General features: G+C 72.2%; 24 protein-coding genes. 23 read left to right on the top strand and 1 reads right to left on the bottom strand.

Annotation, left to right across the window (positions count from 1 at the left end):
- Positions 1-75 precede the first annotated feature (75 nt).
- The 8 genes from C8P69_RS04155 (at position 76) to C8P69_RS04120 (ending at position 3625) form a co-directional block, all read left to right on the top strand.
- Positions 76-648, top strand: a complete 573-nt coding sequence (locus tag C8P69_RS04155) for a head-tail connector protein (RefSeq protein WP_108174620.1) — start codon at positions 76-78, stop codon at positions 646-648.
- Positions 645-977 carry a head-tail adaptor protein gene (locus C8P69_RS04150; protein WP_108174619.1) on the top strand — a complete coding sequence of 111 codons (333 nt, stop codon included), beginning with the start codon at positions 645-647 and terminating at the stop codon, positions 975-977. The genes C8P69_RS04155 and C8P69_RS04150 overlap by 4 nt, the downstream gene beginning before the upstream one ends.
- On the top strand, positions 974-1249 hold the full coding sequence (locus C8P69_RS04145) for a hypothetical protein (RefSeq protein WP_108174618.1): 276 nt from the start codon (positions 974-976) through the stop codon (positions 1247-1249). Before C8P69_RS04150 ends, C8P69_RS04145 begins: the two co-directional genes overlap by 4 nt.
- The gene (locus C8P69_RS04140; protein WP_108174617.1) at positions 1246-1656 is read left to right on the top strand and encodes a DUF3168 domain-containing protein; all 411 of its coding nucleotides are present in this window, start codon (positions 1246-1248) and stop codon (positions 1654-1656) included. Before C8P69_RS04145 ends, C8P69_RS04140 begins: the two co-directional genes overlap by 4 nt.
- Before the next feature lie 220 nt (positions 1657-1876).
- A complete protein-coding gene (locus C8P69_RS04135; RefSeq protein WP_108174616.1) occupies positions 1877-2284 on the top strand; it encodes a phage major tail protein, TP901-1 family in 408 nt (135 codons plus the stop codon).
- An 11-nt stretch (positions 2285-2295) separates the two neighbouring features.
- Positions 2296-2667, top strand: coding sequence for a gene transfer agent family protein (locus C8P69_RS04130; RefSeq protein ID WP_108174615.1), 372 nt, complete (start codon positions 2296-2298; stop codon positions 2665-2667).
- The gene (locus C8P69_RS04125) at positions 2667-2828 is read left to right on the top strand and encodes a phage tail assembly chaperone (RefSeq protein ID WP_108174614.1); all 162 of its coding nucleotides are present in this window, start codon (positions 2667-2669) and stop codon (positions 2826-2828) included. The genes C8P69_RS04130 and C8P69_RS04125 overlap by 1 nt, the downstream gene beginning before the upstream one ends.
- 200 nt (positions 2829-3028) lie before the next feature.
- Positions 3029-3625, top strand: coding sequence for a phage tail tape measure protein (locus C8P69_RS04120; protein ID WP_108174613.1), 597 nt, complete (start codon positions 3029-3031; stop codon positions 3623-3625).
- Between the two features lie 13 nt (positions 3626-3638).
- On the opposite strand, the gene C8P69_RS04115 is transcribed toward C8P69_RS04120, so the two are convergent.
- The gene (locus tag C8P69_RS04115) at positions 3639-3881 is read right to left on the bottom strand and encodes an HP1242/YdcH family protein (protein WP_108175492.1); all 243 of its coding nucleotides are present in this window, start codon (positions 3879-3881) and stop codon (positions 3639-3641) included.
- A gap of 81 nt (positions 3882-3962) precedes the next feature.
- Here C8P69_RS04115 and C8P69_RS04110 point away from each other — a divergent pair, with 81 nt between their 5' ends.
- The 15 genes from C8P69_RS04110 to C8P69_RS04040 all read left to right on the top strand — a co-directional run bounded on the left by C8P69_RS04110 (position 3963) and on the right by C8P69_RS04040 (position 21246).
- Complete coding sequence (locus C8P69_RS04110; protein ID WP_108174612.1) at positions 3963-4589, top strand: DUF2460 domain-containing protein; 627 nt, start codon at positions 3963-3965, stop codon at positions 4587-4589.
- Positions 4590-4592: 3 nt separating this feature from the next.
- Positions 4593-5477, top strand: coding sequence for a DUF2163 domain-containing protein (locus C8P69_RS04105; RefSeq protein ID WP_108174611.1), 885 nt, complete (start codon positions 4593-4595; stop codon positions 5475-5477).
- Positions 5478-5927: 450 nt separating this feature from the next.
- A complete protein-coding gene (locus tag C8P69_RS04100) occupies positions 5928-6371 on the top strand; it encodes an NlpC/P60 family protein (RefSeq protein WP_108174610.1) in 444 nt (147 codons plus the stop codon).
- The gene (locus C8P69_RS04095; protein WP_108174609.1) at positions 6371-10201 is read left to right on the top strand and encodes a baseplate multidomain protein megatron; all 3831 of its coding nucleotides are present in this window, start codon (positions 6371-6373) and stop codon (positions 10199-10201) included. The genes C8P69_RS04100 and C8P69_RS04095 overlap by 1 nt, the downstream gene beginning before the upstream one ends.
- 24 nt (positions 10202-10225) lie before the next feature.
- Complete coding sequence (locus tag C8P69_RS04090; protein ID WP_108174608.1) at positions 10226-10462, top strand: hypothetical protein; 237 nt, start codon at positions 10226-10228, stop codon at positions 10460-10462.
- A gap of 11 nt (positions 10463-10473) precedes the next feature.
- On the top strand, positions 10474-10854 hold the full coding sequence (locus C8P69_RS04085) for a PepSY domain-containing protein (protein WP_146167282.1): 381 nt from the start codon (positions 10474-10476) through the stop codon (positions 10852-10854).
- A 33-nt stretch (positions 10855-10887) separates the two neighbouring features.
- Positions 10888-11565, top strand: coding sequence for a response regulator transcription factor (locus C8P69_RS04080; protein WP_108174606.1), 678 nt, complete (start codon positions 10888-10890; stop codon positions 11563-11565).
- 1 nt (position 11566) lies between these two features.
- Positions 11567-12955, top strand: a complete 1389-nt coding sequence (locus C8P69_RS04075) for a sensor histidine kinase (protein ID WP_108174605.1) — start codon at positions 11567-11569, stop codon at positions 12953-12955.
- 88 nt (positions 12956-13043) lie between these two features.
- On the top strand, positions 13044-13490 hold the full coding sequence (locus C8P69_RS04070) for a glycine zipper 2TM domain-containing protein (protein WP_108174604.1): 447 nt from the start codon (positions 13044-13046) through the stop codon (positions 13488-13490).
- Between the two features lie 162 nt (positions 13491-13652).
- Complete coding sequence (locus tag C8P69_RS04065; protein ID WP_170118114.1) at positions 13653-15038, top strand: hypothetical protein; 1386 nt, start codon at positions 13653-13655, stop codon at positions 15036-15038.
- Between the two features lie 171 nt (positions 15039-15209).
- On the top strand, positions 15210-16304 hold the full coding sequence (ccmI, locus tag C8P69_RS04060) for a c-type cytochrome biogenesis protein CcmI (RefSeq protein ID WP_108175490.1): 1095 nt from the start codon (positions 15210-15212) through the stop codon (positions 16302-16304).
- A gap of 35 nt (positions 16305-16339) precedes the next feature.
- Complete coding sequence (gene ccmE / locus C8P69_RS04055) at positions 16340-16813, top strand: cytochrome c maturation protein CcmE (RefSeq protein ID WP_108175488.1); 474 nt, start codon at positions 16340-16342, stop codon at positions 16811-16813.
- Entirely contained in the window at positions 16813-18798 is a 1986-nt protein-coding gene (locus C8P69_RS04050; protein ID WP_108174602.1) for a heme lyase CcmF/NrfE family subunit, read from the top strand. Before ccmE ends, C8P69_RS04050 begins: the two co-directional genes overlap by 1 nt.
- A 5-nt stretch (positions 18799-18803) precedes the next feature.
- Positions 18804-19277, top strand: a complete 474-nt coding sequence (locus tag C8P69_RS04045; RefSeq protein ID WP_108174601.1) for a cytochrome c-type biogenesis protein — start codon at positions 18804-18806, stop codon at positions 19275-19277.
- A gap of 430 nt (positions 19278-19707) precedes the next feature.
- Positions 19708-21246 carry a Do family serine endopeptidase gene (locus tag C8P69_RS04040; protein WP_108174600.1) on the top strand — a complete coding sequence of 513 codons (1539 nt, stop codon included), beginning with the start codon at positions 19708-19710 and terminating at the stop codon, positions 21244-21246.
- The last annotated feature ends 44 nt before the right edge of the window (positions 21247-21290 follow it).

The following is a 21290-nucleotide window of genomic DNA, read 5'->3' as shown; positions in this document are numbered from 1 at the left end:
CCCCGCACCCGCCGCGACACGGCGTCGTGAACCGCCGGGCGGCGTGCCGCCACTCAAACCTCATGCGAGGCCCCGATGAGCCTGATCCAGACCGCACCGCCGGCCGGCGAGCCGCTTGGCCTCGCCGACCTCAAGGCCTTCCTGCGTCTCGACGGGGTGGAGGAGGACGCGCTCGTCCTCTCGACCGCCGCGGCGGCGCGCGCCCATCTCGAGGCCATGACCGGCCGGCTGTTCCTCCGCCAGGGCTGGCGCATCCTGCGCGACGCCTTCCCGCCGACCGGCCGGCTGACGCTCCCCATCGGGCCGATCCTCTCGCTGGATGCGGTGACGGTCGCGGGGGAGGGCGGCCCGGTCGCCTTGGCCGTGGACCGCTTCCTGCTCGACGGCACCGCCGCCCCGCCGCGCCTCGCCTGGCGGGCGGGGAGCATGCCGCAGCCTGCCATCCCGCTCGCCGGCATCGCCCTCGACGTCACCGCCGGCTTCGGCACGGCCGAGGACGTGCCGCCCTCGCTGCTGCAGGCGCTGCGCCTGCTCACCGCCCACTGGTTCGAGAACCGCGCGCTCATCGCCGTCGGCCATGAGGTCGCGGTCATCCCGCGCATGGTCGAGGACCTGGTGGCGCCCTTCATCATGAGGAGGATCGCATGAAGACGGGCCTCGATCCCGGCATCCTGCGCCACCGGCTCTATGTCGAGGCGCCCTACGAGGTGCCCGATGGCGTCGGCGGCGTCACCCGCGCCTTCGAGACGGTCGGCCTCGTCTGGGGCCTCATCGAGCCGCTCGGCGGCACCGAGATCCTCGCCGAGGAGCGCCTCGTCCAGCGGCTGACCCACCGCATCACCCTCCGCCGCTTCGCCGGCCTCACCGCCGCCCACCGCCTGCGCAAGGGCGCGCGGCTCTTCGACATCCGCGCCATCCGCGAGGACACGCCGGCGCGGTCCTACCTGACCCTGCTCGCCGAGGAGGTCCTGCCGTGAAGCCCATCGTCACCGTCGCCTATGGCGGCCTGTCCGGAATCGGCCGCCTGCCGCGCTGGACCACGCCGTTTCTCGTGCGGCTCGCCGACCGCTTCCAGCTCTCCGCCGCCAATGAGGGCCCGCCGCTGCGCCTCGTCCCCCGGGCCGATGGCGGGCTGGCGCTGGTCGATCCGGCGGCGGACGCCTTCGCCCGGGAATATGGCGCGCTGGGTCGTCCCGCGACGCCGCGGCTCGGCCCCGCCGCCGACCGCATCCGCGGAGGCCTCGCATGAGCGCGCCCGCCTCGCTTGCGCTGCGGCGCGCGCTGCATGACGGGCTCCTCGCCCATGCCCCGCTCGTCGCCGTCCTCGGCGGGCCGAAGGTCTGGGACGAACCGCCGCGGGCCGCCACCTTTCCCTATGTGACGCTGGGCGAGGCACGCACCACCGACTGGTCCACCGGCGATGGGGTGGGCCACGAACATGCCATCACGCTGCATGTCTGGTCGCGCCAGGGCGGGCAGAGCGAGGCGCATCTGGTCGCCGGCGAGCTGGTTGCCGCGCTGGAGGCGGTGCCGCTGACGCCGGAGGGGCTCAGGCTCGTCAACCTGCGCTTCGCCACCGCCGACATCCGCCGCGAGCCGGACGGGCGCACCTGGCACGGCGTCGTGCGGTTCCGGGCCGTGACCGAGCCGGGGTGAGGGGGCTCGGCTGGTCGTTCCTCGGCCCCCTCACCCTTCCCTCTCCCCGCCGGGGAGAGGGGGCAACAGCGTCCCGCTTCATCGAGAACGGCTGTCCCTGGCACCCGCTGCCCGGACATGGCGCGACGTCGAAGTCCCCCTCTCCCCGGCGGGGAGAGGGAAGGGTGAGGGGGCGACCCGTTCACCCCGTCCGTCCCCAAAACCACCACCGGAGATCCCCATGGCCGCCCAGAAAGGCAAGGACCTGCTCGTCAAGATCGCCGATGGCGCAGGCTTCATCACCGTCGCGGGCCTGCGCTCGCGCCAGCTGCGCTTCAATGCCGAGACCGTCGATGTCACCCATGCCGAGAGCGCCGGCCGCTGGCGCGAGCTGCTCGGCGGCACCGGCGTCAAGCGCGCCTCGGTTTCCGGCTCCGGCCTGTTCCGCGACGAGGCCTCGGATGCCCTCATGCGCCAGGTCTTCTTCGACGGCGCGGTGCGCGACTTCCAGATCGTCGTGCCGGATTTCGGCACGGTCGCGGGGCCCTTCCAGATCACCGCGCTGGAATTTGCCGGCAACCACAATGGCGAGGTGACCTACGACATGGCGCTGGAAAGCGCCGGGGCGCTCACCTTCACCGCAGCCTGACGGAGACTCCCATGGCCAATGCCCGTCGCGGCGAAATCGAGGCCGAGCTCGGCGGCACGCGCCGCCGCCTCGTCCTCACCCTCGGCGCCCTTGCCGAACTCGAGGCGCATTTCGAGGCCTCCGACCTCGTCGATCTCGCCGAGCGCTTTTCGGCCGGACGCCTCGCGGCCGGCGATCTCGCCGCCATCCTCGGCGCCGGCCTGCGCGGGGCCGGCGAGGCGATCACCGACCGCGAGGTTGCGGCGCTGGATGTGGAGGGCGGGGCGGCAGGTTATGCCCGCATCGCCTCCCAACTCCTCGCCGTCACCTTCGGCGGCGGGGCGGAGGAGGGCGCCGGGCACCCTTTCGGCGAAGCCCCGAGCCCTTCCCCTGGGACGAGGTGATGCGGCTCGCCTGTGGCGTCCTCCTCTGGCCGCCCAGGGTGTTCTGGGAGGCGACGCCGCGCGAACTCGCCGCCGCGCTCGAAGGCCGCTTCGGCCGCGTCGCCGCGCCGCTCGACCGGGCGGGGCTGGAGCAACTGATGGCGGCGTTTCCGGATGGATAAGCGGCGGGACCTCCATCTGCCCCTCACCCTTCCCTCTCCCTGCGAGCGGGGAGAGGGGACCACGACGTCCTGGAGTCCCTCATCCCGCCGTGCCAGGCCCCGCCGCTGCCAGGGGAACGTGACGCTGTTGCCCCCTCTCCCCGCTCGCAGGGAGAGGGAAGGGTGAGGGGCAAGCCACCAACGCAACCGAGGAGCCCCCGATGACCGCCGTCGACACCCTCTCCGTCGAGATCACCGCCGACACCTCCGCGTTCCGCCGCGAGCTCGGCGAGGCCGACAAGCTCGCCCGCGGCTTCGGCGCCTCCATGTCGCGCGCCTTCGCCAATGCGGTGGTGAAGGGCCAGGATCTCGGCACGGTCGTCCAGTCGCTCGGCCAGCAGCTCTCGGCCATGGCCCTGCGCGCGGCAATCCGCCCCATCACCGATGGGCTCTTCTCCGGCTTCCAGGACCTGATGCTGGGGTTCCGCGGACTTGGGGACGGCATCACGGCCGAGGCCGGGCTGCTCTCGGGCCTGACACCCATGGCGCGCGGCGGCGTCGTCGCGGCGCCGACCTATTTCCCGCTGGCCGGCGGACGCACCGGCCTCATGGGCGAGCGCGGCGCCGAGGCAGTGATGCCGCTCGCCCGCACTGCTGATGGCCGCCTCGGCGTTGCCGCCGGCGGGGGCGGGGCGGCGGGCCGCCCCTCCGTCGTCGTCAATGTCACCGCCACCGATGCCGGCTCGTTCCGCCGGTCGGAGGCGGAGGTGACCGCCATGCTGGCCCGCGCGGTGGCGCGCGGCCGCCGCCAGCTCTGACGGTCCCTACCGCTCACGCTGCTTTCGACAGCAGCGCGGCGATCTGGTCGATGAGCGCGAGGCGCTCCTTCTTCAGCGTCTCGGTGACCTCGTCGGCAGCCGGCGCCAGCTGGCTGTCGATGCGGTGAATTTCGCGGTTCACCTCGTGATAGCGGTCGGCGAGCCGCGCGAAATGCGCATCCGTCTGCTTCAGGCGCGAGATGGCCGCCACCTTGTCGGGGAATTCGGCGGACAGTTCATGCGGCGTGTGGCTCACGAGGGCCTCCTCCAGTGGGATCGCCGCGATCATGGCCCGGACGCCGCCGGCGGGCCTTGTGCGAGATCAAGCGAGGAGCCCATGCCCGCCTTCCACGAGGTGACCTTCCCGCTCGACGTGGCGCTCGGCGCCACGGGCGGGCCGGAGCGGCGCACCGACATCGTCCTGCTCGGCTCCGGCCGCGAGGAGCGCAATGCCCGCTGGGCCCATTCCCGCCGCCGCTGGGATGCCGGCTACGGCGTGCGCAGCCTCGCCGCGCTCCAGGCCGTCGTCGCCTTCTTCGAGGAGCGCCGCGGCCGCCTCCACGGCTTCCGCTTCCGCGACCGGCTCGATCACGCCTCCGCTCCTGCCGGCGCGGCGCCGTCGCCCACCGATCAGCCGATCGGCACGGGCGACGGCGAGAGGCGCGTCTTCGCGCTGGTGAAATCCTATGGCACGGGCGAGAGCGCCTATGTCAGGCCTGTCGTGAAGCCCGTGGCCGGCTCGGTGCGGGTGGCGGTGGCGGGCGTCGAGACCACCGCCTTCGCCTGCGACGCGACGACCGGCCTCGTCACCTTCGACACCGCGCCGCCGCCGGGCACGGCGATCACCGCCGGCTTCCTCTTCGACGTGCCGGTGCGCTTCGACACCGACCGGCTCGACGTCAACCTCACCTCCTTCGCCGCCGGCGACATCCCCTCGATCCCCCTCGTCGAGATCAGGCCCTGACCCATGCGCACCCTGCCCCCCGGCCTGCAGGCCCGGCTCGAGACCGGCTGCACCACCCTCGCCACCGCGTGGATCCTCCGCCGCACGGATGGCGTCGTGCTCGGCTTCACCGACCATGACGCGGATCTCGTGGTGGACGGCGTCACCTGCCACGCGGCGAGCGGCTTCGATGCTTCCGCCGCGGCCGAGAAGCTCGGCTTCGCCCCCTCGGCGGCGGAGGTTGCCGGCGCATTGGTCGATGACGCCATCGCGGAGGCGGACCTGCGCGCCGGGCGCTATTACGGCGCCACGGTCGAGGTTCATTGCGTGGATTGGGAGCGCCCGGATCTCACGGTCCATCTGTCGACGCTGACGCTCGGCTCGGTCACCCGCGAGGGCAAGGCCTTCCGCGCCGAACTCCGCTCCCGCGCCAGCGCCCTCGATGTGGAGCGCGGCCGGCTCTACACGCCGCGCTGTTCGGCCGATCTCGGCGATGCGCGCTGTGGGGTGGATCTCACCGGACCGGACAGGCGAGGGGAGGCGGTGGTGGTGGCGACGGGTGAGGCAAGCCTCGTCTTGTCGGGGCTCACCCTCGATATCGACCGCCTCGCCGGAGGCCGGCTCGCGGTGACCTCCGGCGCGGCGGCCGGCTGGAGCGTCGAGATCGCCGCGGCGAGTGTCGTGAGCGGGGGCGTGCGCCTGTCGCTCTGGCAGTCGCCGCCGGAGCAGCCGGCCCCCGGCGATGCCGTCACGGTGACCATCGGCTGCGACAAGAGCTTTGCGACCTGCCGCGACCGCTTCGCCAATGCGCTGAACTTCCGCGGCTTCCCGCACATGCCCGGCATCGACCGGATCCTCTCCGTGCCGGTGCCGGGCGAGGGCGGCCATGACGGGTCGGTGGTGGGGTAGGCGGAGCGGTCCGGCCCCCTCTCCCTTCCCTCTCCCCGCCGGGGAGAGGGGGCAACAGCGTCGTGGCCCTCTGGCTTTCGTCGTGCTTGGCACGCAGGCCACCGACTATGACGCGACGTCGAAGTCCCCCTCTCCCCGGCGGGGAGAGGGAAGGGTGAGGGGGCTCTTCTCCCTCCCCTCGCGAGAGGGGAGGGCCGGGGTGGGGCTTTCAGGGCGGTGTCCTTCGATCAATGCCCCACCCTCACCCTCCCCTCTGGCGAGGGGAGGGGACTTCGACGTCGCGCCATGTCCGAGATCGTCGTGCCAAGCACAACGGTGACCGAACGGCCCGCGACGCTGTTGCCCCTCTCCCCGGCGGGGAGAGGGAAGGGTGAGGGGGCTCTTCCCGCCCTTTTGAAGCCGCTCCACCACGCCCGGCCGCCCGTTCCCCCTCAAACTCCCGGCACTCCCATGCCCACACGCACCGCCATCGTCGCCGCGGCGCGCGGCTGGATCGGCACGCCCTATCGCCATCAGGCCTCGCTCCGCGGCATCGGCTGCGACTGCCTCGGCCTCATCCGCGGCGTCTGGCGCGAGCTGATCGGCCCCGAGCCGGAACCCCCGCCGCCCTACACGCCCGACTGGGCGGAGGCCCAGGGCCGCGAAACCCTGGCGCTTGCCGCCGGCCGGCACCTCCTGGCCATCCCGCTGGCCGGCGCCAAACCCGGCGATGTCCTGCTCTTCCGCTGGCGCGAGCACCTGCCGGCCAAGCACTGCGCCATCCTTTCCGGGCCGGCCACGCTGATCCACGCCCATGACGGCGCGGCCGTCGCCGAGGTCGCCTTCGCCCCCTGGTGGCAACGCCGCATCGCCTTCGCCTTCGCCTTTCCCGATCTCGCCCCGGAGCCCGACTGATGGCCGCGCTCGTCCTCTCCTTCGCCGGTGCCGCCATCGGCGAGAGCTTCGGCGCTGCCGGCGCCATGGCCGGCCGGCTGGTCGGCGCCCTCGCGGGGGCCGTCATCGACCGCGCGCTGTTCGGCGCCCGTCCGCCAGACGGCCCGCGGCTGAAGGATCTCGATGTCCTCTCCTCCACGGAAGGTGCGCCGATCCCGCGCGTCTATGGCCGGATGCGCGTCGCCGGGCAGGTCATCTGGGCGACGAAGCTGACCGAGCACGCCTCCGGCGGCGGCAAGGGCGCGCCGCGCCAGCGGACCTACAGCTACACCGCCGATTTCGCCGTGGGGCTCTGCGAGGGGCCCATCGCCGCCATCGGCCGCATCTGGGCGGACGGCAAGGAGCTGGACCAAAAGGGCCTGACGATCCGCCTCCATCGCGGCACCGAGGACCAGCCGGCCGATCCGCTCATCGTCGCCAAAGAGGGCGCAGGGCAAGCGCCGGCCTATCGCGGCCTCGCCTATGTGGTCTTCGAGCAATTGCCGCTCGACGCCTTCGGCAGCCGTATCCCGCAGCTCACCTTCGAGGTGGTGCGGCCGGTCGGCCGGCTGGAGACCATGGTGCGCTCGCTGGTGGTCATCCCCGGCGCCACCGAATTCGGCTACGAGCCGGGCATCCATGCCCGCGATTTCGGCTATGGCCGGTCCGCACCCGAGACGCGCCACACGACGCGCGATGGTGCGGATTTTTCCCTCGCGATGAATGACGCGCAGGCGCTCTGCCCGAACCTTCGATCGGTCTCGCTGGTGGTGGCCTGGTTCGGCGACGACCTGCGCGCCGGCACCTGCACCATCCGCCCCTGCGTGGAGCGCCGCGACAAGGCGGTGACCGGTTTGGACTGGAGCGTGGCGGGCGAGGGCCGGGCCACGGCCCGCCTCGTCAGCGAGGTGGACGGCCGCTCCGCCTTTGGCGGCTCGCCCTCCGACGCCACCGTCATCCGCGCCATCCGCGACCTGAAGGCGCGCGGGCTGAAGGTGACGCTGATCCCCTTCGTCATGATGGATGTCCCGCCTGGCAACGCGCTGGCCGATCCCTGGACCGGCGCGGCGTCCCAGCCGCCCCATCCCTGGCGCGGCCGCATCACCGTGACGCCTGCGCCGGGCCGGCCCGGTTCGCCGGACGGGAGCATGGCTTCGGCGAGCGAGATCGCGGCCTTCCTCGGCACCGCCGCGGCGAGCCATTTCGCTGTCACCGGCGAGGCCGTCGCCTATGCCGGCCCGGCCGAATGGCGCTACCGCCGGTTCGTCCTCCATCTCGCTGCCCTCGCCAAGGCGGCCGGCGGCGTCGAGGCCTTCGCCATCGGCTCGGAAATGCCCGGACTGACGCGGGTGAGGGGCGCGACCGGCCATCCCTTCGTTGCCGGGCTTGTCGATCTCGCGGCCGAGGTGAAGGTGCTGCTGCCAGATGCGACCGTGACCTATGCCGCCGACTGGACCGAATATGGCGGACAGGCCCGCGGCGCCGATCTCGACTTCCCGCTCGATCCGCTTTGGGCGAGCGAGGCGATCGGTGCGGTCGGCATCGACTGGTACGCCCCGCTCGACGACCGCCGCGACGACACGCCGGGCTCTCCTTACGACCGCGAGGCGCTGGGGGCGGGCCTTGCCGCTGGCGAGGGCTTCGACTGGTACTACGCCTCCGATGCGGACCGCAGCGCCGGCACACGCACGCCCATCACCGACGGTCTCGGCAAGCCCTGGGTTCATCGCCAGAAGGACCTGCTCTCCTGGTGGTCGAACGAGCACCGGCCGCGCACCGGCGGGGTGGAAGGGGCGGCGACCGCCTGGGTGCCGAAGTCGAAGCCGATCTGGCTGACCGAACTGGGTTTCCCGGCGGTGGACCGCGGCGCGAACCGCCCCTCGGTCTTCCCCGATCCGAAATCCAGCGAAAGCGGCCTGCCACCCTTCTCCAACGGCGACCGCGATGACCTGATCCAGCGCCGCGCGCTCGAAGCCGTGCTCGGCCGGCTCGATCCCGCCTTCGATGCCGGGGAGGCGGCGATCCCCATCTCGCCGCTCTATGGCGGGCCGATGGTCGACCCGGCGCGCATCGCGCTCTGGGCCTGGGATGCCCGCCCCTGGCCGGCCTTCCCTCGCGCCACCGACGCCTGGGCCGATGGTCCCAACTGGGAGACCGGCCATTGGCTCACCGGCCGGCTTGGCGCAGCCCCCGTCGGCGATCTCATCGCCGCAGTGCTGGGCGAGTACGGCGTCGCGGTCAGCGAGGCGACGCCGGTGGAAGGCGTGCTCGACGGCTTCTCCATCGACCGCCCCATGACGGCGCGTGATGCGGTGGAGGGCCTTGCCCGCGCCTTCAGCGTCGAGATCCGCGACACCGCCGCCGGTCTCGTGCTCGACGGCCGGCCCAGGCCGCCGGTGGCGGTGCTCTCAACCGCCGACCTCGTGGAGGACGGCGATACGCCGCCGGTCTCGCTCACCCGCAGCGAGACCGAGGACCTGCCGGCCGAGCTCTCCATCGCCTTCGCCGAGACCGCGGCCGACTACCGCGCCTCCGCCGTGACCAGCCGTCGCCTTGCCGGCGGCGGTCGCCGCGTCTCGGGCCTGTCGCTCTCGGCGGCGGGGGAGGGCGGCGACATGACGCTGCGCGCCGAGGCGCTGCTCCACCGGCTCTGGGTGGCGCGGGACCGCGCCGCCTTCGCCCTGCCGCCCTCGCGCCTCGCGCTGGAGCCGGGCGATGTCATCGGCGTCGTCGCGGGCGGGGAGACCCGGCCGATGCGGCTTTCGACACTGGAAGGCGGGCTGATGCGGCGCGCCGAGGCCATCGGCCATGCCGCGCCTGTGCGCGCCCGGCGCCCGCCGCCTCTGGACCGCAGCTATGCCATCGCCAAGGCGGAAGGCCCGCCCGCCGTCGCCGTCCTTGCCCTGCCGCCGCTCGCCGAAACGGGCGATCCGCCGCTGCTGCACATGGCGGTCGCCGCCGACCCCTGGCGCGGGCCCTATACGATCTGGCGGGGCGGCGACGGGCTCGGCGACGAGGCCGTGGCGAGCCTGTCGCGGCCCTCGCTGATGGGCCGGACCAGTACGGCGCTGCCCGCGGGCCGGCCGTGGATCTGGAATCGCCGCGCCTCCGTCACCGTCGAACTCGTCACCGGCGCGCTGTCCGGCCAGCCCGAGACGGCGGTGCTCGGAGGGGCCAATGCCCTGGCGCTCCACCATCCCGGCGAGGGCTGGGAGGTGCTGCAGTTCCGCGATGCCGAGCTGGTGGCCGAGCGCACCGTCCGGCTCGGCTGCCTGCTGCGCGGCCAGCGCGGCACCGAGCATCTCGCCGGCGCCGTCGCGGCGGGAGCGGAGGCCGTTCTGCTGTCGGGCCCGCTCACGCCGCTCGTCACCGACCTCGACCTCGTCGGGCGGGAGTTCCGCTACCGCGTCGGGTCCTCGACGCTGCTCGCGGCCGATCCGGCCGTGGCAGAGGTGACGGCCACCGCCGACCTGACCGCGCTCAGGCCCTTCGCGCCGGTCCAGCCGCGGGCGCGCCGCACCGCCAGCGGCATCGCCATCAGCTGGATCCGCCGCACCCGCCTCGGCGGCGACGGCTGGGACCTCGCGGAGATCGGTCTTGGCGAGGCGAGCGAGCGCTATCGCCTCGTCATCCGCGATGCGGCCGGCGCCGCGCGCCGCACGGTCGAGACCAACGAACCGGCCTTTCTCTATGCCAGCGCCGCCGAACTCGCCGATTTCGGCTCGGCCCTCACCGCCATCCGCCTCTCCATCGCCCAGCTCTCCGCCGTCGCCGGCGAGGGACGGGCGCTGGAGGCGGTGCTGCCGCTCTGACCCATCCACTACAGGGAGATTGCCATGTCCGACCTCGATACCGACCTCACCGGTTTCCGCCTCGCGCCGATCCTCGCCAGCCGCACCGTCTGGTCGAGCCTCGTCGGCATGGGCTGCTTCGTCGGCTCCATCGCCGGCGTGCACACCGAACTGATCGACCAGGGCGCGCTGGCCGAGGCGCTGCTCCAGGCGGCCACCGCCCTCGGCTTCGTCGGGTCGATCGTCTTTCGCGTCGTTGCGACGCGCAAACTCGCGCCCTGATTGCAGAATGGATGAACGCCCATTCATCGGGGGTTCAGACCGGCGGGCTAGGGTCGGGGCTCACCCTCGACCCGGTCCGTTTCCCGATGACGCTGGTCCGCCGCACTGCTCTCGCCGTCGCCTCGCTCGCCCTCTGGGCGGCGCCGGCGCTCGCCGACGACCAGTGCCTGACGCCGGCCGAGCGCCGGGTGGCGGTCTCCTCCGGCCAGGCCATCCCGCTCGCCCAGGCCCAGCGGGCGCTGCGCCCCGAGCATCGCGGCGAGGTGCTGCAGGCGCGCCTCTGCCGCGCCGATGCCGGAATGGTCTACCTGCTGACAGTGATGGCGCGCCATGGCAAGGTCGTCCGCGTGCGCATCGATGCGAAGAGCGGCCAGATCGTCCAGGTCCGCTGACGCCGCGCCCGAGCCTTTCAGGAGACTTCAGCCTTGCGCCTGCTCGTCGTCGAGGACGATCCCGACCTCAACCGCCAGATCACCACCGCCCTGACCGACGCCGGCTATGTCGTCGACCGCGCCTTCGACGGCGAGGAGGGCTATTATCTCGGCGACAGCGAACCCTATGACGCCATCGTCCTCGATATCGGCCTGCCGAAGATGGACGGCATCTCCGTGCTCGAGCAGTGGCGCCGTTCAGGCCGCACCATGCCTGTGCTCATCCTTACAGCCCGCGACCGCTGGTCCGACAAGGTGCAGGGCTTCGATGCCGGCGCCGACGACTATGTGCCGAAGCCCTTCCACATGGAGGAGGTCCTCGCCCGCCTGCGCGCCCTGCTGCGCCGCGCCGCCGGCCAGGCCACCAACGAATTCACCTGCGGCCCGGTCCGCCTCGACGCCCGGGCGGGGCGCGTCACCGTCGACGGCAACCCGGTGAAGCTGACCTCCCACGAGTACCGGCTGCTCGCCTACCTGATGCACCAGCAGGGCAAGGTGGTCTCCCGCACGGAGCTGGTCGAGCACATCTACGACCAGGATTTCGACCGCGATTCCAACACGATCGAGGTCTTCATCGGCCGCCTGCGCAAGAAGCTCGGCGTCGAGGTGATCCAGACCGTCCGCGGCCTCGGCTACATCCTCCAGCCGCCGCCGGCCGCCGCGGGCGGCTGACATGGCGACAGCGCCCCGCGCGCCGTCGCTGGCGCGGCGCCTCATCCTCCTGGCGCTCGCCTTCGCGCTCGTCCTGCTGACGCTGACGGGCTTCGTCCTCGCCACCGTCAACCGCGCCTCCGTCGAGCGCGGCTTCGACCGCCGCCTCGGCGTCTATGTGAAGCTGCTCATCGCCGACCTTGCCGGCGCGGTGGATGATTCGCAGATCGTCGTCGGCGCCAATCTCGGCGAGCCGCTGTTCGAGCTGCCGCAATCTGGCTGGTACTGGCAGATCATCCGCACCGATGCCGGCCGCAACGAGGTGCGCGCCTCGCGCTCGCTCTTCGACGGCCGCCTGCCGGCCCTCGGCCCCGAGGCGGTGGCGGACGGGCCGACCCGCTCGCGCGAGGGCTATCTCGACGGGCCGAACAATGTGCGCCTGCGCGCCGTCGAACGCACCATCGAGCTCGGCGAGGACGGCGATTTCACCGTGCTGGTGGCCGGTCCCGCCGAGGACATCGCGGTGGCGGTGCGCGAATTCACCCTGACGCTGGTCGGCACCCTGCTGCTGCTGGCGGTGGGCATGGCGGGCGCAGCCCTCCTGCAGGTGCGCGTCGGCCTGCAGCCGCTGCAGACGCTGGTCGGCGGCCTCACCGCCATCCGCAAGGGCGAGCAGGACCACCTCGCCGGCGCCTTCCCCGTCGAGATCGCGCCGCTCGCCCGCGAGGTCAACGCGCTGATCGACACCAACCGCGAGATCGTCGAGCGCTCCCGCACCCATGTCGGCAATCTCGCCCATGCGCTGAAGACGCCGCTCTCGGTCATCCAGAACGAGGCGGCGGGCCGCGCCGATCCGCTTGCCGCCAAGGTGGTCGAGCAGGCGCAGATCATGCGCGAGCAGGTGAACCACCATCTCGATCGCGCCCGCGCCGCCGCCCGCGCCCGCGTCGCCACCACCCTCGTCCCCGTCGAGGAGGTGGTGGGGGGCCTCGCCCGCACCATGCAGAAGATCCATCGGGATCGCGACCTCGCGGTGGATGCCGAGATCCCCGCCGACGTGACCTTCCGCGGCGAACGCAACGACCTCGAGGAAATGGTCGGCAACCTCGTCGACAATGCCTGCAAATGGGCCGCCTCCCGCGTCGTGGTGACCGCCGCCCGCGAGGAGAGCCCGACCGCGGCCGACCGCGCCTTCTTCACCATCGTCGTCGACGATGACGGGCCGGGCCTCACCGCCGAGCAGCGCGCCACGGTCGGCCGGCGCGGCAAGCGGCTCGATGAGACCAAGCCCGGCTCCGGCCTCGGCCTGTCCATCGTCTCCGAGCTCGCCGGGCTCTATGGCGGCGGGCTCACCCTCGATGCCGCGCCGACCGGCGGCCTCAGGGCCGTGCTCCGCCTGCCGGCGGTGTGAGGGTACGCCCCCAATTCGCCCAAATCCGCTGGACAGTGTCGCGCGTTTTCCGGCGGCCTCCGCCGCCTTGCAGCAACGGACACTCTCCATGAAGCTTCGCCTCGTCGCCGCCACCGTCCTGATCGGCCTCACGGTCGCCGGATGCGAGACCCGCGAGCAGGGCGGCACCGCCGTCGGCGCCGTGGCCGGCGCCCTCATCGGCTCGCAGTTCGGCGGTGGCCCCGGTGAGCGGCTCGCCGCCGGCCTTGCCGGTGCGGCCATCGGCGGCCTGATCGGCAATGCCATCGGCCGCGACCTCGACGCCCAGGACCGCCGCCGCGCCTACGAGGCCGAGCAGGTCGTCTGGGTCGAGGGCCGCCGCTCCGAATGGCGCTCGGAAAAGGCCTATGGCTATGTCGAGCCGGGCCGGACCTATTACCGCGGCGCCACCTACTGCCGCGAATATACCCACACGATCTATATCGGCGGCCGTCCGCAGACCGCCGTCGGCACCGCCTGCCGCAATCCGGACGGCAGCTGGACGCCGGTGGGCTGAGGCCCGCGGCAGGCCGTCGCAGCGGGTCCGCCGGGTGTCCGGCGGGCTCGTGGTCGCCACCACTTTTTAACGCCCCGGCGTTAACGTGGCAGGCCCATGACTGACGCCGCCGCGGTCAAATCAATAGCCGACAGTCCAGCCGCTCCGTCCGCGATGGAGCGCTTGCGGGACTATCTGTCTGCGCTTCCCGAGGCCGCCAAGCAGCTGCTCTCCGCCGAGATCGCCCGGGCCCGCGCCCGCGGCGATGACGTGCCCGGAGGCGATCTCATCCTCGCCGCCCTCGGCGCCGCAGCCCCCGCGGCCAAGCCCGCTGCACCGGCCGCGCCCGCCGAGCGGCCCGACGCCACGCCGCGCTTCCTGTTCCGGCCGCTCGAGCCCTTCCTCATCGACGAGCGGCTGGAAACCAAGTGCCGCGGCCGCATCATGCGTGGCTCGCTGTCGTCGATCTGGACCTATTTCAAGCGCGACCTGCAGCCGGACGCCATGGCCGAGCTGGAGCGGGTGGCGCGCGCTGCCGAGGATGGTGGCGACGAGGCGCCCGTCGCCTCGGCCATCGCCCAGGCCCTGCCGACGCTCGCCGCCGCCGCGAAGGCGGCCCTCGACCTCGCCGCGAGCAGCGAGCAGGAGAGGAAGCGCCTCACCGTCCGCCTCGGCGATGACCGGGTGAAGGAGGACCTCGTCGACATCCTCGCCATCCTCGCCGAGCAGCAGGTCATCGCGGGGTCGGTCTCCAAGGCGCCGAACGGCATCAAGAACCTCGCCGACGAAGGCCTTGCCAATGCCCGGGCCATGCTCGAGCCCATCGCCACCCATCGGCCCCAGGCGCTGCCCTACTGCCTCGCCCTGCTGCAGAACCGGCTGGTGCAGCGGGCGCAGCTCGCAAGGCTCGCCGTGCTGGTCGCCGAGAGCGACGACCCCGTGAAGATCGCCGCGACCCCCTACAAGGCGGCGGTGGACCTGGTGATCGCCGATATCGAGCGGGCGACGCAGCGCATCTCGCGGGCGCTGAAGGAGGGCAATGGCGAACGAGCCCAGGCCGGCATCAAGGAATTCCACGATTCGATCCGCTCGCTGCGCACGGACATGAGCCTCGTCGGGGACGGCGTCTGGCAGAAGCGGCTCGGCAAGCTGCGCGCCGACCTGTCCGGCCTTCTGTCGGCGCAGATCGAGAACCTGCCGGGCGAGGTGCGTCGCGTCCTGCGCCCGCGCCAGAAGTCGGACCATGCGATGGCCCCGCTCAGCGAGGAGACCGTGCAGGAGATCGAGGCCCGCCTCGACCTGCTGATCTGCTGCCGCAACCATGCCTCCGAGATCGCGCTGAACGAGATCACCTCCCGCGTCTTCTCGGAGATCCAGGGCTATCTCGACCCGACCCTGACGCAGCTGATGGACAGCATCCGCGCTGCCCCCGACACCGATCGCGAGCTGAAGATCAGCCAGATCGAGGCGGCCGTGCGGTTCTCGGCCCGCATTTTCGGCCAGAGCTACGCCCAGCTGCTGCAGAAGGCCGCCGACGTTGCCATCGCCTCCGGCAAGGCCGCCCGCTGAGGGTCCGCACGCCCTTGCGCCACATCAAATCCCGCTGAGCGCGACAACCCGGACGTTGTGGCCGGATGGGGTGCTGGTCTAATTGGGATCATTCCAAGTAGGGTGGCGTCACGGTTTGGCCCCCCGCTGAACCCCATACACGGGACGTCGTCGCAGTCCATGGACGGTTCTATCGGCATCTGGCTCGCGATCGCGGCCATGACCTGCGCCGCGGTCTTCGCCGTTCTCATTCCCCTGTCGCGACGCACCGCGGGCGGCGCCGATGCCCGTGATGTCGCCGTCTACAAGGATCAGCTCGCCGAGGTCGACCGCGATGCCGCCGCCGGCCTGATCGGTCCGGCCGAGGCGGAAGCGGCCCGCATCGAGGTCTCCCGCCGTCTCATCGCCGCCGCTGAACGGGCCGGCGCCGCGGGCACGTCCGGCGAGGGCACGTCGCGCCGCCGCCGGATCGCCGCCGTCGCCGCCATCATCGTCGTCCCCGCCGTCGCGGCGCTGACCTATGGCCTGCGCGGCCAGCCCGGCTATCCCGCCCAGCCGCTCGCCGAGCGCCAGCGCGCCGCCCCGCAGCAGGGTGATCTCGCCACCCTCATCGGCCGCATCGAGGCCCATCTCGCCGCCAATCCCGAGGATGGCCGCGGCTGGGAGGTGGTCGCCCCCGTCTATCTGCGCATGGGTCGCCTCCCCGATGCGGTGCGTGCCTATTCCAATGCCATGCGCCTGCTCGGCGTGACCGCCGACCGGCAGGCCGATCTGGCGGAGGCGCAGACCATCGCCGCCGGCGGCGTCGTCAGCGCCGAGGCCAAGGCCGGCTTCGAGCGGGCGCTCGCCCTCGGGCCCGGCCATCCCAAGGCTGGCTATTTCCTTGGCCTCGCCGCCGAACAGGATGGCAAGCCCGAGGAGGCCAAGGCCCAGTGGACGCGGATGATCGGCGAGGCGCCGGCCGATGCGCCCTGGCTCGGACTGCTGCGCTCGGAGATCGCCCGCCTCGGCGGCACGCCCCCGGCAGCTGTCGCCGCCCCGGCGCCTGCCGCGACGCCCGGTGCCGCGCAGATTCGCGCCATGGTCGACGGCCTCGCCCAGCGCCTCGCCGCCGATGGCTCGGATTTCGACTCTTGGCTGCGGCTGGTTCGCTCCTATGTGGTTCTCGGAGAGGGCGACAAGGCCCGCGAGGCCGCGGCCAGCGCCCGGCGTCTCTTCGCCGCGGAACCTGAGAAGATCGCCCGCCTCGACAGTCTGGTGAACGAACTGGGGATCGGTGGATCATGACGACGATCGGCACGCCCGCGCCCGCCTCCCGCGGCATGACGCGCAAGCAACGCCGGCTGGTCCTGATCAGCCTCGCCCTTGGCGTGCTCGGCCTCGCCGCCGGCCTCGTGCTCTATTCGCTGTCGGGCTCCATCACCCTGTTCCAGTCGCCCACCGACGTGGTGGAGAAGAACCTCCAGCCCGGCACGCGCATGCGGCTCGGCGGCCTCGTCGAGGGCGGCTCGGTCCGCCGCGGCGAGAACATGGAGGTGGCCTTCGCCGTGACCGATGGGCGCACCACCATCCCCGTCACCTATCGCGGCATCCTCCCCGACCTGTTCCGCGAGGGGCAGGGCGTCGTGACCGAGGGCGTGCTCGGGCCCGACCGGTCCTTCCGCGCCGACAGCGTGCTGGCGCGGCACGACGAGAACTACATGCCGAAGGAAGTGGCCGACAGCCTGAAGCGGCAGGGCCACTGGAAGCCGGGCGACCCCGCGCCCAACCCCAACGCCCCTGCGAGGCAGCGCTGATGTCCCCCGAGATCGGTCACTATGCCCTCGTCCTGGCCCTTGCCCTGGCGCTGATCCAGTCGATCGTCCCCATCTGGGGGAGCCGCAAGGGTGACGCGACGCTCATGGCCACCGCCCCCTCCGTGGCGCTCGGCCAGTTCGCCTTCGTGACGCTGTCCTTCGCCGTCCTGACCCACGCCTATCTCGTCTCGGATTTCTCGGTCGAGAACGTCTATCTCAACAGCCATTCGACCAAGCCGCTGATCTACAAGATCTCCGGCGTCTGGGGGAACCACGAGGGCTCGATGCTCCTCTGGGTGGTCATCCTCACCCTGTTCTCCGCCCTCGTCGCGCTGTTCGGCCGCAACCTGCCGCTGTCGCTGAAGGCCAATGTGCTGGCCGTGCAGGGCTGGGTGACGGTCGCCTTCCTCGTCTTCATCCTGAAGACCTCCAACCCCTTCGCCCGGCTCGCGCCCGCCCCCTTCGAGGGCCGTGACCTCAACCCGCTCCTGCAGGATGTCGGCCTCGCGATCCATCCGCCGCTGCTCTATCTCGGCTATGTCGGCTTCTCGATGTCCTTCGCCTTCGCCGTCGCTGCGCTGATCGACGGCAAGATCGACGCCGCCTGGGCCCGCTGGGTCAGGCCCTGGACGCTGGTCGCCTGGATCTTCCTCACCGCCGGCATCTCCATGGGCTCCTACTGGGCCTATTACGAGCTCGGCTGGGGCGGCTGGTGGTTCTGGGACCCGGTCGAGAATGCCTCGCTCATGCCCTGGCTCGCCGGCACGGCGCTGCTCCACTCCGCCATCGTCATGGAAAAGCGCGAGGCGCTGAAGGTCTGGACGGTGCTGCTCGCCATCCTCACCTTCTCGCTCTCGCTGCTCGGCACGTTCCTCGTCCGCTCCGGCGTACTGACCTCGGTCCACGCCTTCGCGGTGGATCCCGAGCGCGGCGTCTTCATCCTCGCCATCCTCGTCGCCTTCATCGGCGGCTCGCTGGCGCTCTATGCCTGGCGCGCGCCGCTCCTCAAGCAGGGCGGGCTCTTCGCCCCCGTCTCGCGCGAGGGTGCGCTGGTCTTCAACAACCTCTTCCTCACCGCCTCCTGCGCGGCGGTCCTCGTCGGCACGCTCTATCCGCTGGCGCTGGAGACGCTGACCGGGGCCAAGATCTCGGTCGGCCCGCCCTTCTTCAACTGGACCTTCGGGCCGCTCATGGTGCCGCTGGTCATCGCCATGACCTTCGGGCCGCTGCTCGCCTGGAAGCGCGGTGACCTGCTCGCGGTGGCGCAGCGCCTGACGCTCGCCCTCGTCGTCGGCATCGCCGCCATCGTTGTGACCTATGCCGTGACCACCGGCGGGCCGGTGCTCGCGCCGCTCTTCGTCGGCCTCGCCGCCTTCATCGTCGTCGGCGCCATGGTGGACATCGCCGAGCGCATCCAGCTCTTCCGCGCTCCCGCGTCCGTCAGCTTTGCCCGCGCCCGCGGCCTGCCGCGCGCCGCCTGGGGCACGGCGGTGGCCCATGCCGGCGTCGGCGTCATGCTGCTCGGGATCGTCGGCGAGACCGCCTACAAGCAGGAGACCATCGTGCAGATGCGGCCGGGCGACAGCGTCCAGGTCGCCGGCTACGACCTGACGCTCCAGGCCCTCGTGCCGATCCAAGGCCCGAACTACCGCGACCTGGTCGCCCGCCTGCAGGTGCGCGAGGGCGGCGTTCCGGTCGGCACGATGGAACCGGCGAAGCGCCTCTACACCGCCCGCAACATGCCGACGACCGAGGCCGCGCTGAAGACCCGCGGCGTCTCCCAGCTCTATGTCTCGCCGGGCGACGCCACCGCCGATGGCTCCATCGCCATGCGCTTCTTCTACAAGCCGATGGTGCTGCTCATCTGGATCGGCACGCTGGTGATGATGCTCGGCGGCATGCTGTCACTCTCCGACCGGCGCCTGCGCGTCGGTGCGCCCAAACCCTCGGCCCGCCGTGCGGCGGCCGTGCAGGCGGCGGAGTGAGGCCGATGCGGCGCTTCGCGCCCCTTGCCGCGCTGGTGCTGGCGCTGGCCGCCACCGCGCCGGCCCATGCCGTGCTGCCGAGCGAGCGGCTCGCCGATCCGGCGCTGGAGCAGCGCGCCCGCAATCTCAGCCAGGACCTGCGCTGCCTCGTCTGCCAGAACCAGTCGATCGACGACAGCGACGCCCAGCTCGCCCGCGACCTGCGCGTCCTCGTCCGCGAGCGGCTGAAGGCCGGCGACAGCGATGCCCAGGTGATGGACTTCCTCGTCGCCCGCTACGGCGAGTTCGTGCTGCTCCGCCCGCGCTTCGCCTGGCACACGCTGGTGCTCTGGGGCGCGCCGCTGATCTTCCTCGCCGGCGGCGGGCTCTATCTGCTGCTCGCCGCGCGTCGACGCCGGGTGGCGCCGGCCGCGGGCGTCACGCCGCTCTCCGATGAGGAAAAGGCGCGGCTCGCCGCGGCGTTGAAGGCTGAGGGTTGAGGTCCTGTCTTTCGCGGCAGGCCTTTCCGTTGCACCTCCGTCACCCCCGGCGAGGCCCAAAGCGAGATGCGAACGCATCTTGCGTTCGCTCGATGCTTTGAGGCCGAGGGAAGGGGGTCCAGGAGCCGAACGCGAGACCTAGTGGGCCTCTTGTCACGACTTCGGCCTTCAGCCCTGCGGCCCCTGGATCCCCTTCCCCTCGCTGCGCTCGGCCGGGGATGACGGCAAGGAAACGGCGCGCTCGAGGAGCCTGACCTGCCGGCCTGCGGAGTTTAGCGGCCGAACGACGGCGGTGCCCTTCCGCCCACCCCCACCCCACCTTACGAAGATGTAATGCGCCCGACAGGGTCGCGTAATCTGCCCTGCTCCATGGTGCTGCCATACACGGACGCAATCCCGTGTCCCGGCTTCCCCCCACGGAGACTGTCGCATGACATCCCCCACCAAGACCCCCGGCGCCCGCATCCGTGCCGCCCTGCTCGGCACCGTCGCCATCGCCGCCGTCGGCGCCGGCATCGTCGCCTGGCAGCCCGCCCGCGCGCCCTTCGTCGCGAGCGCCACCGCCCAGGGCGTCCAGACCGCGCCCATGTCCTTCGCCGATGTCGTCGAGCGGGTGAAGCCCGCCGTCGTCTCCGTCCGCGTCACCCAGGCCGCCCCGCAGGCGATGAACTATCGCGAGCTGCCGGGCATGGGCGAGGACGAGAACGGCGACATGGAGCGCTTCATGCGCCGCTTCGGCGAGCAGTTCCGCAACGACCCGCGCTTCGGCGGCCCCCGCGGCGGCCAGGGCCCGCAGCGCGGCGGCCCGCGCGCCATGTCGCAGGGCTCCGGCTTCTTCATCTCGGCCGATGGCTTCATCGTCACCAACAACCATGTGGTCCGCGGCGCGACCGAGGCCGACGTGGTCCTCGATGACGGCCGCACCGTGAAGGCTCGCGTCGTCGGCACCGACGAGCGTACCGACCTCGCCCTGCTCAAGGCCGAGGGCCGTGACTTCCCCTTCGTCGCCTTCGCCCGCAATGCCCCGCGCATCGGCGACTGGGTGCTGGCCGTCGGCAATCCCTTCGGCCTCGGCGGCACGGTGACCGCCGGCATCGTCTCGGCCCGCGGCCGCGACATCGGCTCCGGTCCCTATGACGATTTCATCCAGATCGACGCGGCGGTGAACCGCGGCAATTCCGGCGGCCCGACCTTCAACGTCAATGGCGAGGTGATCGGCGTGAACACCGCGATCTTCTCGCCCTCGGGCGGCAATGTCGGCATCGCCTTCGCCATTCCCTCCGAGACGACGCAGAACGTCGTCGCGGCGCTGCGCGACGGCGGTTCGGTCCAGCGCGGCTGGATCGGCGTGCAGATTCAGGGCCTCACGCCCGAGATCGCCGAGAGCCTGCGGCTGACCAAGCCGGAAGGTGCGCTCGTCGCCGGCATCCAGCCGGGCAGCCCGGCCGCCGCCAGCGACCTGAAGCCCTCCGACGTCATCGTCTCGGTCGACGGCCAGCCGGTGAAGGACGCCCGGGAACTCACCCGCCGCATCGGCGCGGCCCGTCCCGGCACCACGGTGCGCCTCGGCGTCATCCGTGACGGCGCCGAGCGCAATGTCGGCCTCACCCTCGGCCGCCTGCCGGGCGAGGGCCAGATGGCCGCCCTCCAGGACGGCCGCCGCGATCGCCGCTCGGATGCCGCCCCCGAGGCCAATCCGACCGGCCCGCGCCTCGGCCTCTCGGTCGAGCCGGCCGGGCGCGGCCAGGGCCTGGTCGTGACGGAGGTCGATCCCAGCGGTCCCGCCGCCCAGCGCGGCATCCGTCCGGGCGACGTCATCCTCGACGTCGCGGGCCGCTCGGTGTCCTCGCTCCGCGACGTGCGGGAGGCCCTCGGCGCCGCCCGCGCCGACGGACGCCGCTCCGCGCTGATCCGCCTGCGCTCTGGCGAGGGCCAGCGCTTCGTCGCCATCCCGCTTGATCCGGGCTGACGATTTTCTCCCGCCGGCGTCGAACCTTTTCGGCGCCGGCCGCC

This window comes from Phreatobacter oligotrophus, from assembly GCF_003046185.1.
Classification (GTDB): Bacteria; Pseudomonadota; Alphaproteobacteria; order Rhizobiales; family Phreatobacteraceae; genus Phreatobacter; species Phreatobacter oligotrophus.
Note: the sequence above shows the minus strand (reverse complement) of the source record. Positions and strands in the feature narration are given on the sequence as shown.

Coding starts and splice junctions, on each gene's coding strand:
- C8P69_RS04155 (WP_108174620.1), top strand. CDS start 76: ATGAGCCTGATCCAGACCGCACCGCCGGCCGGCGAGCCGCTTGGCCTC.
- C8P69_RS04050 (WP_108174602.1), top strand. CDS start 16,813: ATGTCCCCCGAGATCGGTCACTATGCCCTCGTCCTGGCCCTTGCCCTG.
- C8P69_RS04095 (WP_108174609.1), top strand. CDS start 6,371: ATGGCCGCGCTCGTCCTCTCCTTCGCCGGTGCCGCCATCGGCGAGAGC.
- C8P69_RS04070 (WP_108174604.1), top strand. CDS start 13,044: ATGAAGCTTCGCCTCGTCGCCGCCACCGTCCTGATCGGCCTCACGGTC.
- C8P69_RS04045 (WP_108174601.1), top strand. CDS start 18,804: ATGCGGCGCTTCGCGCCCCTTGCCGCGCTGGTGCTGGCGCTGGCCGCC.
- C8P69_RS04150 (WP_108174619.1), top strand. CDS start 645: ATGAAGACGGGCCTCGATCCCGGCATCCTGCGCCACCGGCTCTATGTC.
- C8P69_RS04125 (WP_108174614.1), top strand. CDS start 2,667: ATGCGGCTCGCCTGTGGCGTCCTCCTCTGGCCGCCCAGGGTGTTCTGG.
- C8P69_RS04120 (WP_108174613.1), top strand. CDS start 3,029: ATGACCGCCGTCGACACCCTCTCCGTCGAGATCACCGCCGACACCTCC.
- C8P69_RS04085 (WP_146167282.1), top strand. CDS start 10,474: ATGAACGCCCATTCATCGGGGGTTCAGACCGGCGGGCTAGGGTCGGGG.
- C8P69_RS04130 (WP_108174615.1), top strand. CDS start 2,296: ATGGCCAATGCCCGTCGCGGCGAAATCGAGGCCGAGCTCGGCGGCACG.
- C8P69_RS04135 (WP_108174616.1), top strand. CDS start 1,877: ATGGCCGCCCAGAAAGGCAAGGACCTGCTCGTCAAGATCGCCGATGGC.
- C8P69_RS04140 (WP_108174617.1), top strand. CDS start 1,246: ATGAGCGCGCCCGCCTCGCTTGCGCTGCGGCGCGCGCTGCATGACGGG.
- C8P69_RS04040 (WP_108174600.1), top strand. CDS start 19,708: ATGACATCCCCCACCAAGACCCCCGGCGCCCGCATCCGTGCCGCCCTG.
- C8P69_RS04105 (WP_108174611.1), top strand. CDS start 4,593: ATGCGCACCCTGCCCCCCGGCCTGCAGGCCCGGCTCGAGACCGGCTGC.
- C8P69_RS04090 (WP_108174608.1), top strand. CDS start 10,226: ATGTCCGACCTCGATACCGACCTCACCGGTTTCCGCCTCGCGCCGATC.
- ccmE (WP_108175488.1), top strand. CDS start 16,340: ATGACGCGCAAGCAACGCCGGCTGGTCCTGATCAGCCTCGCCCTTGGC.
- C8P69_RS04100 (WP_108174610.1), top strand. CDS start 5,928: ATGCCCACACGCACCGCCATCGTCGCCGCGGCGCGCGGCTGGATCGGC.
- C8P69_RS04110 (WP_108174612.1), top strand. CDS start 3,963: ATGCCCGCCTTCCACGAGGTGACCTTCCCGCTCGACGTGGCGCTCGGC.
- C8P69_RS04075 (WP_108174605.1), top strand. CDS start 11,567: ATGGCGACAGCGCCCCGCGCGCCGTCGCTGGCGCGGCGCCTCATCCTC.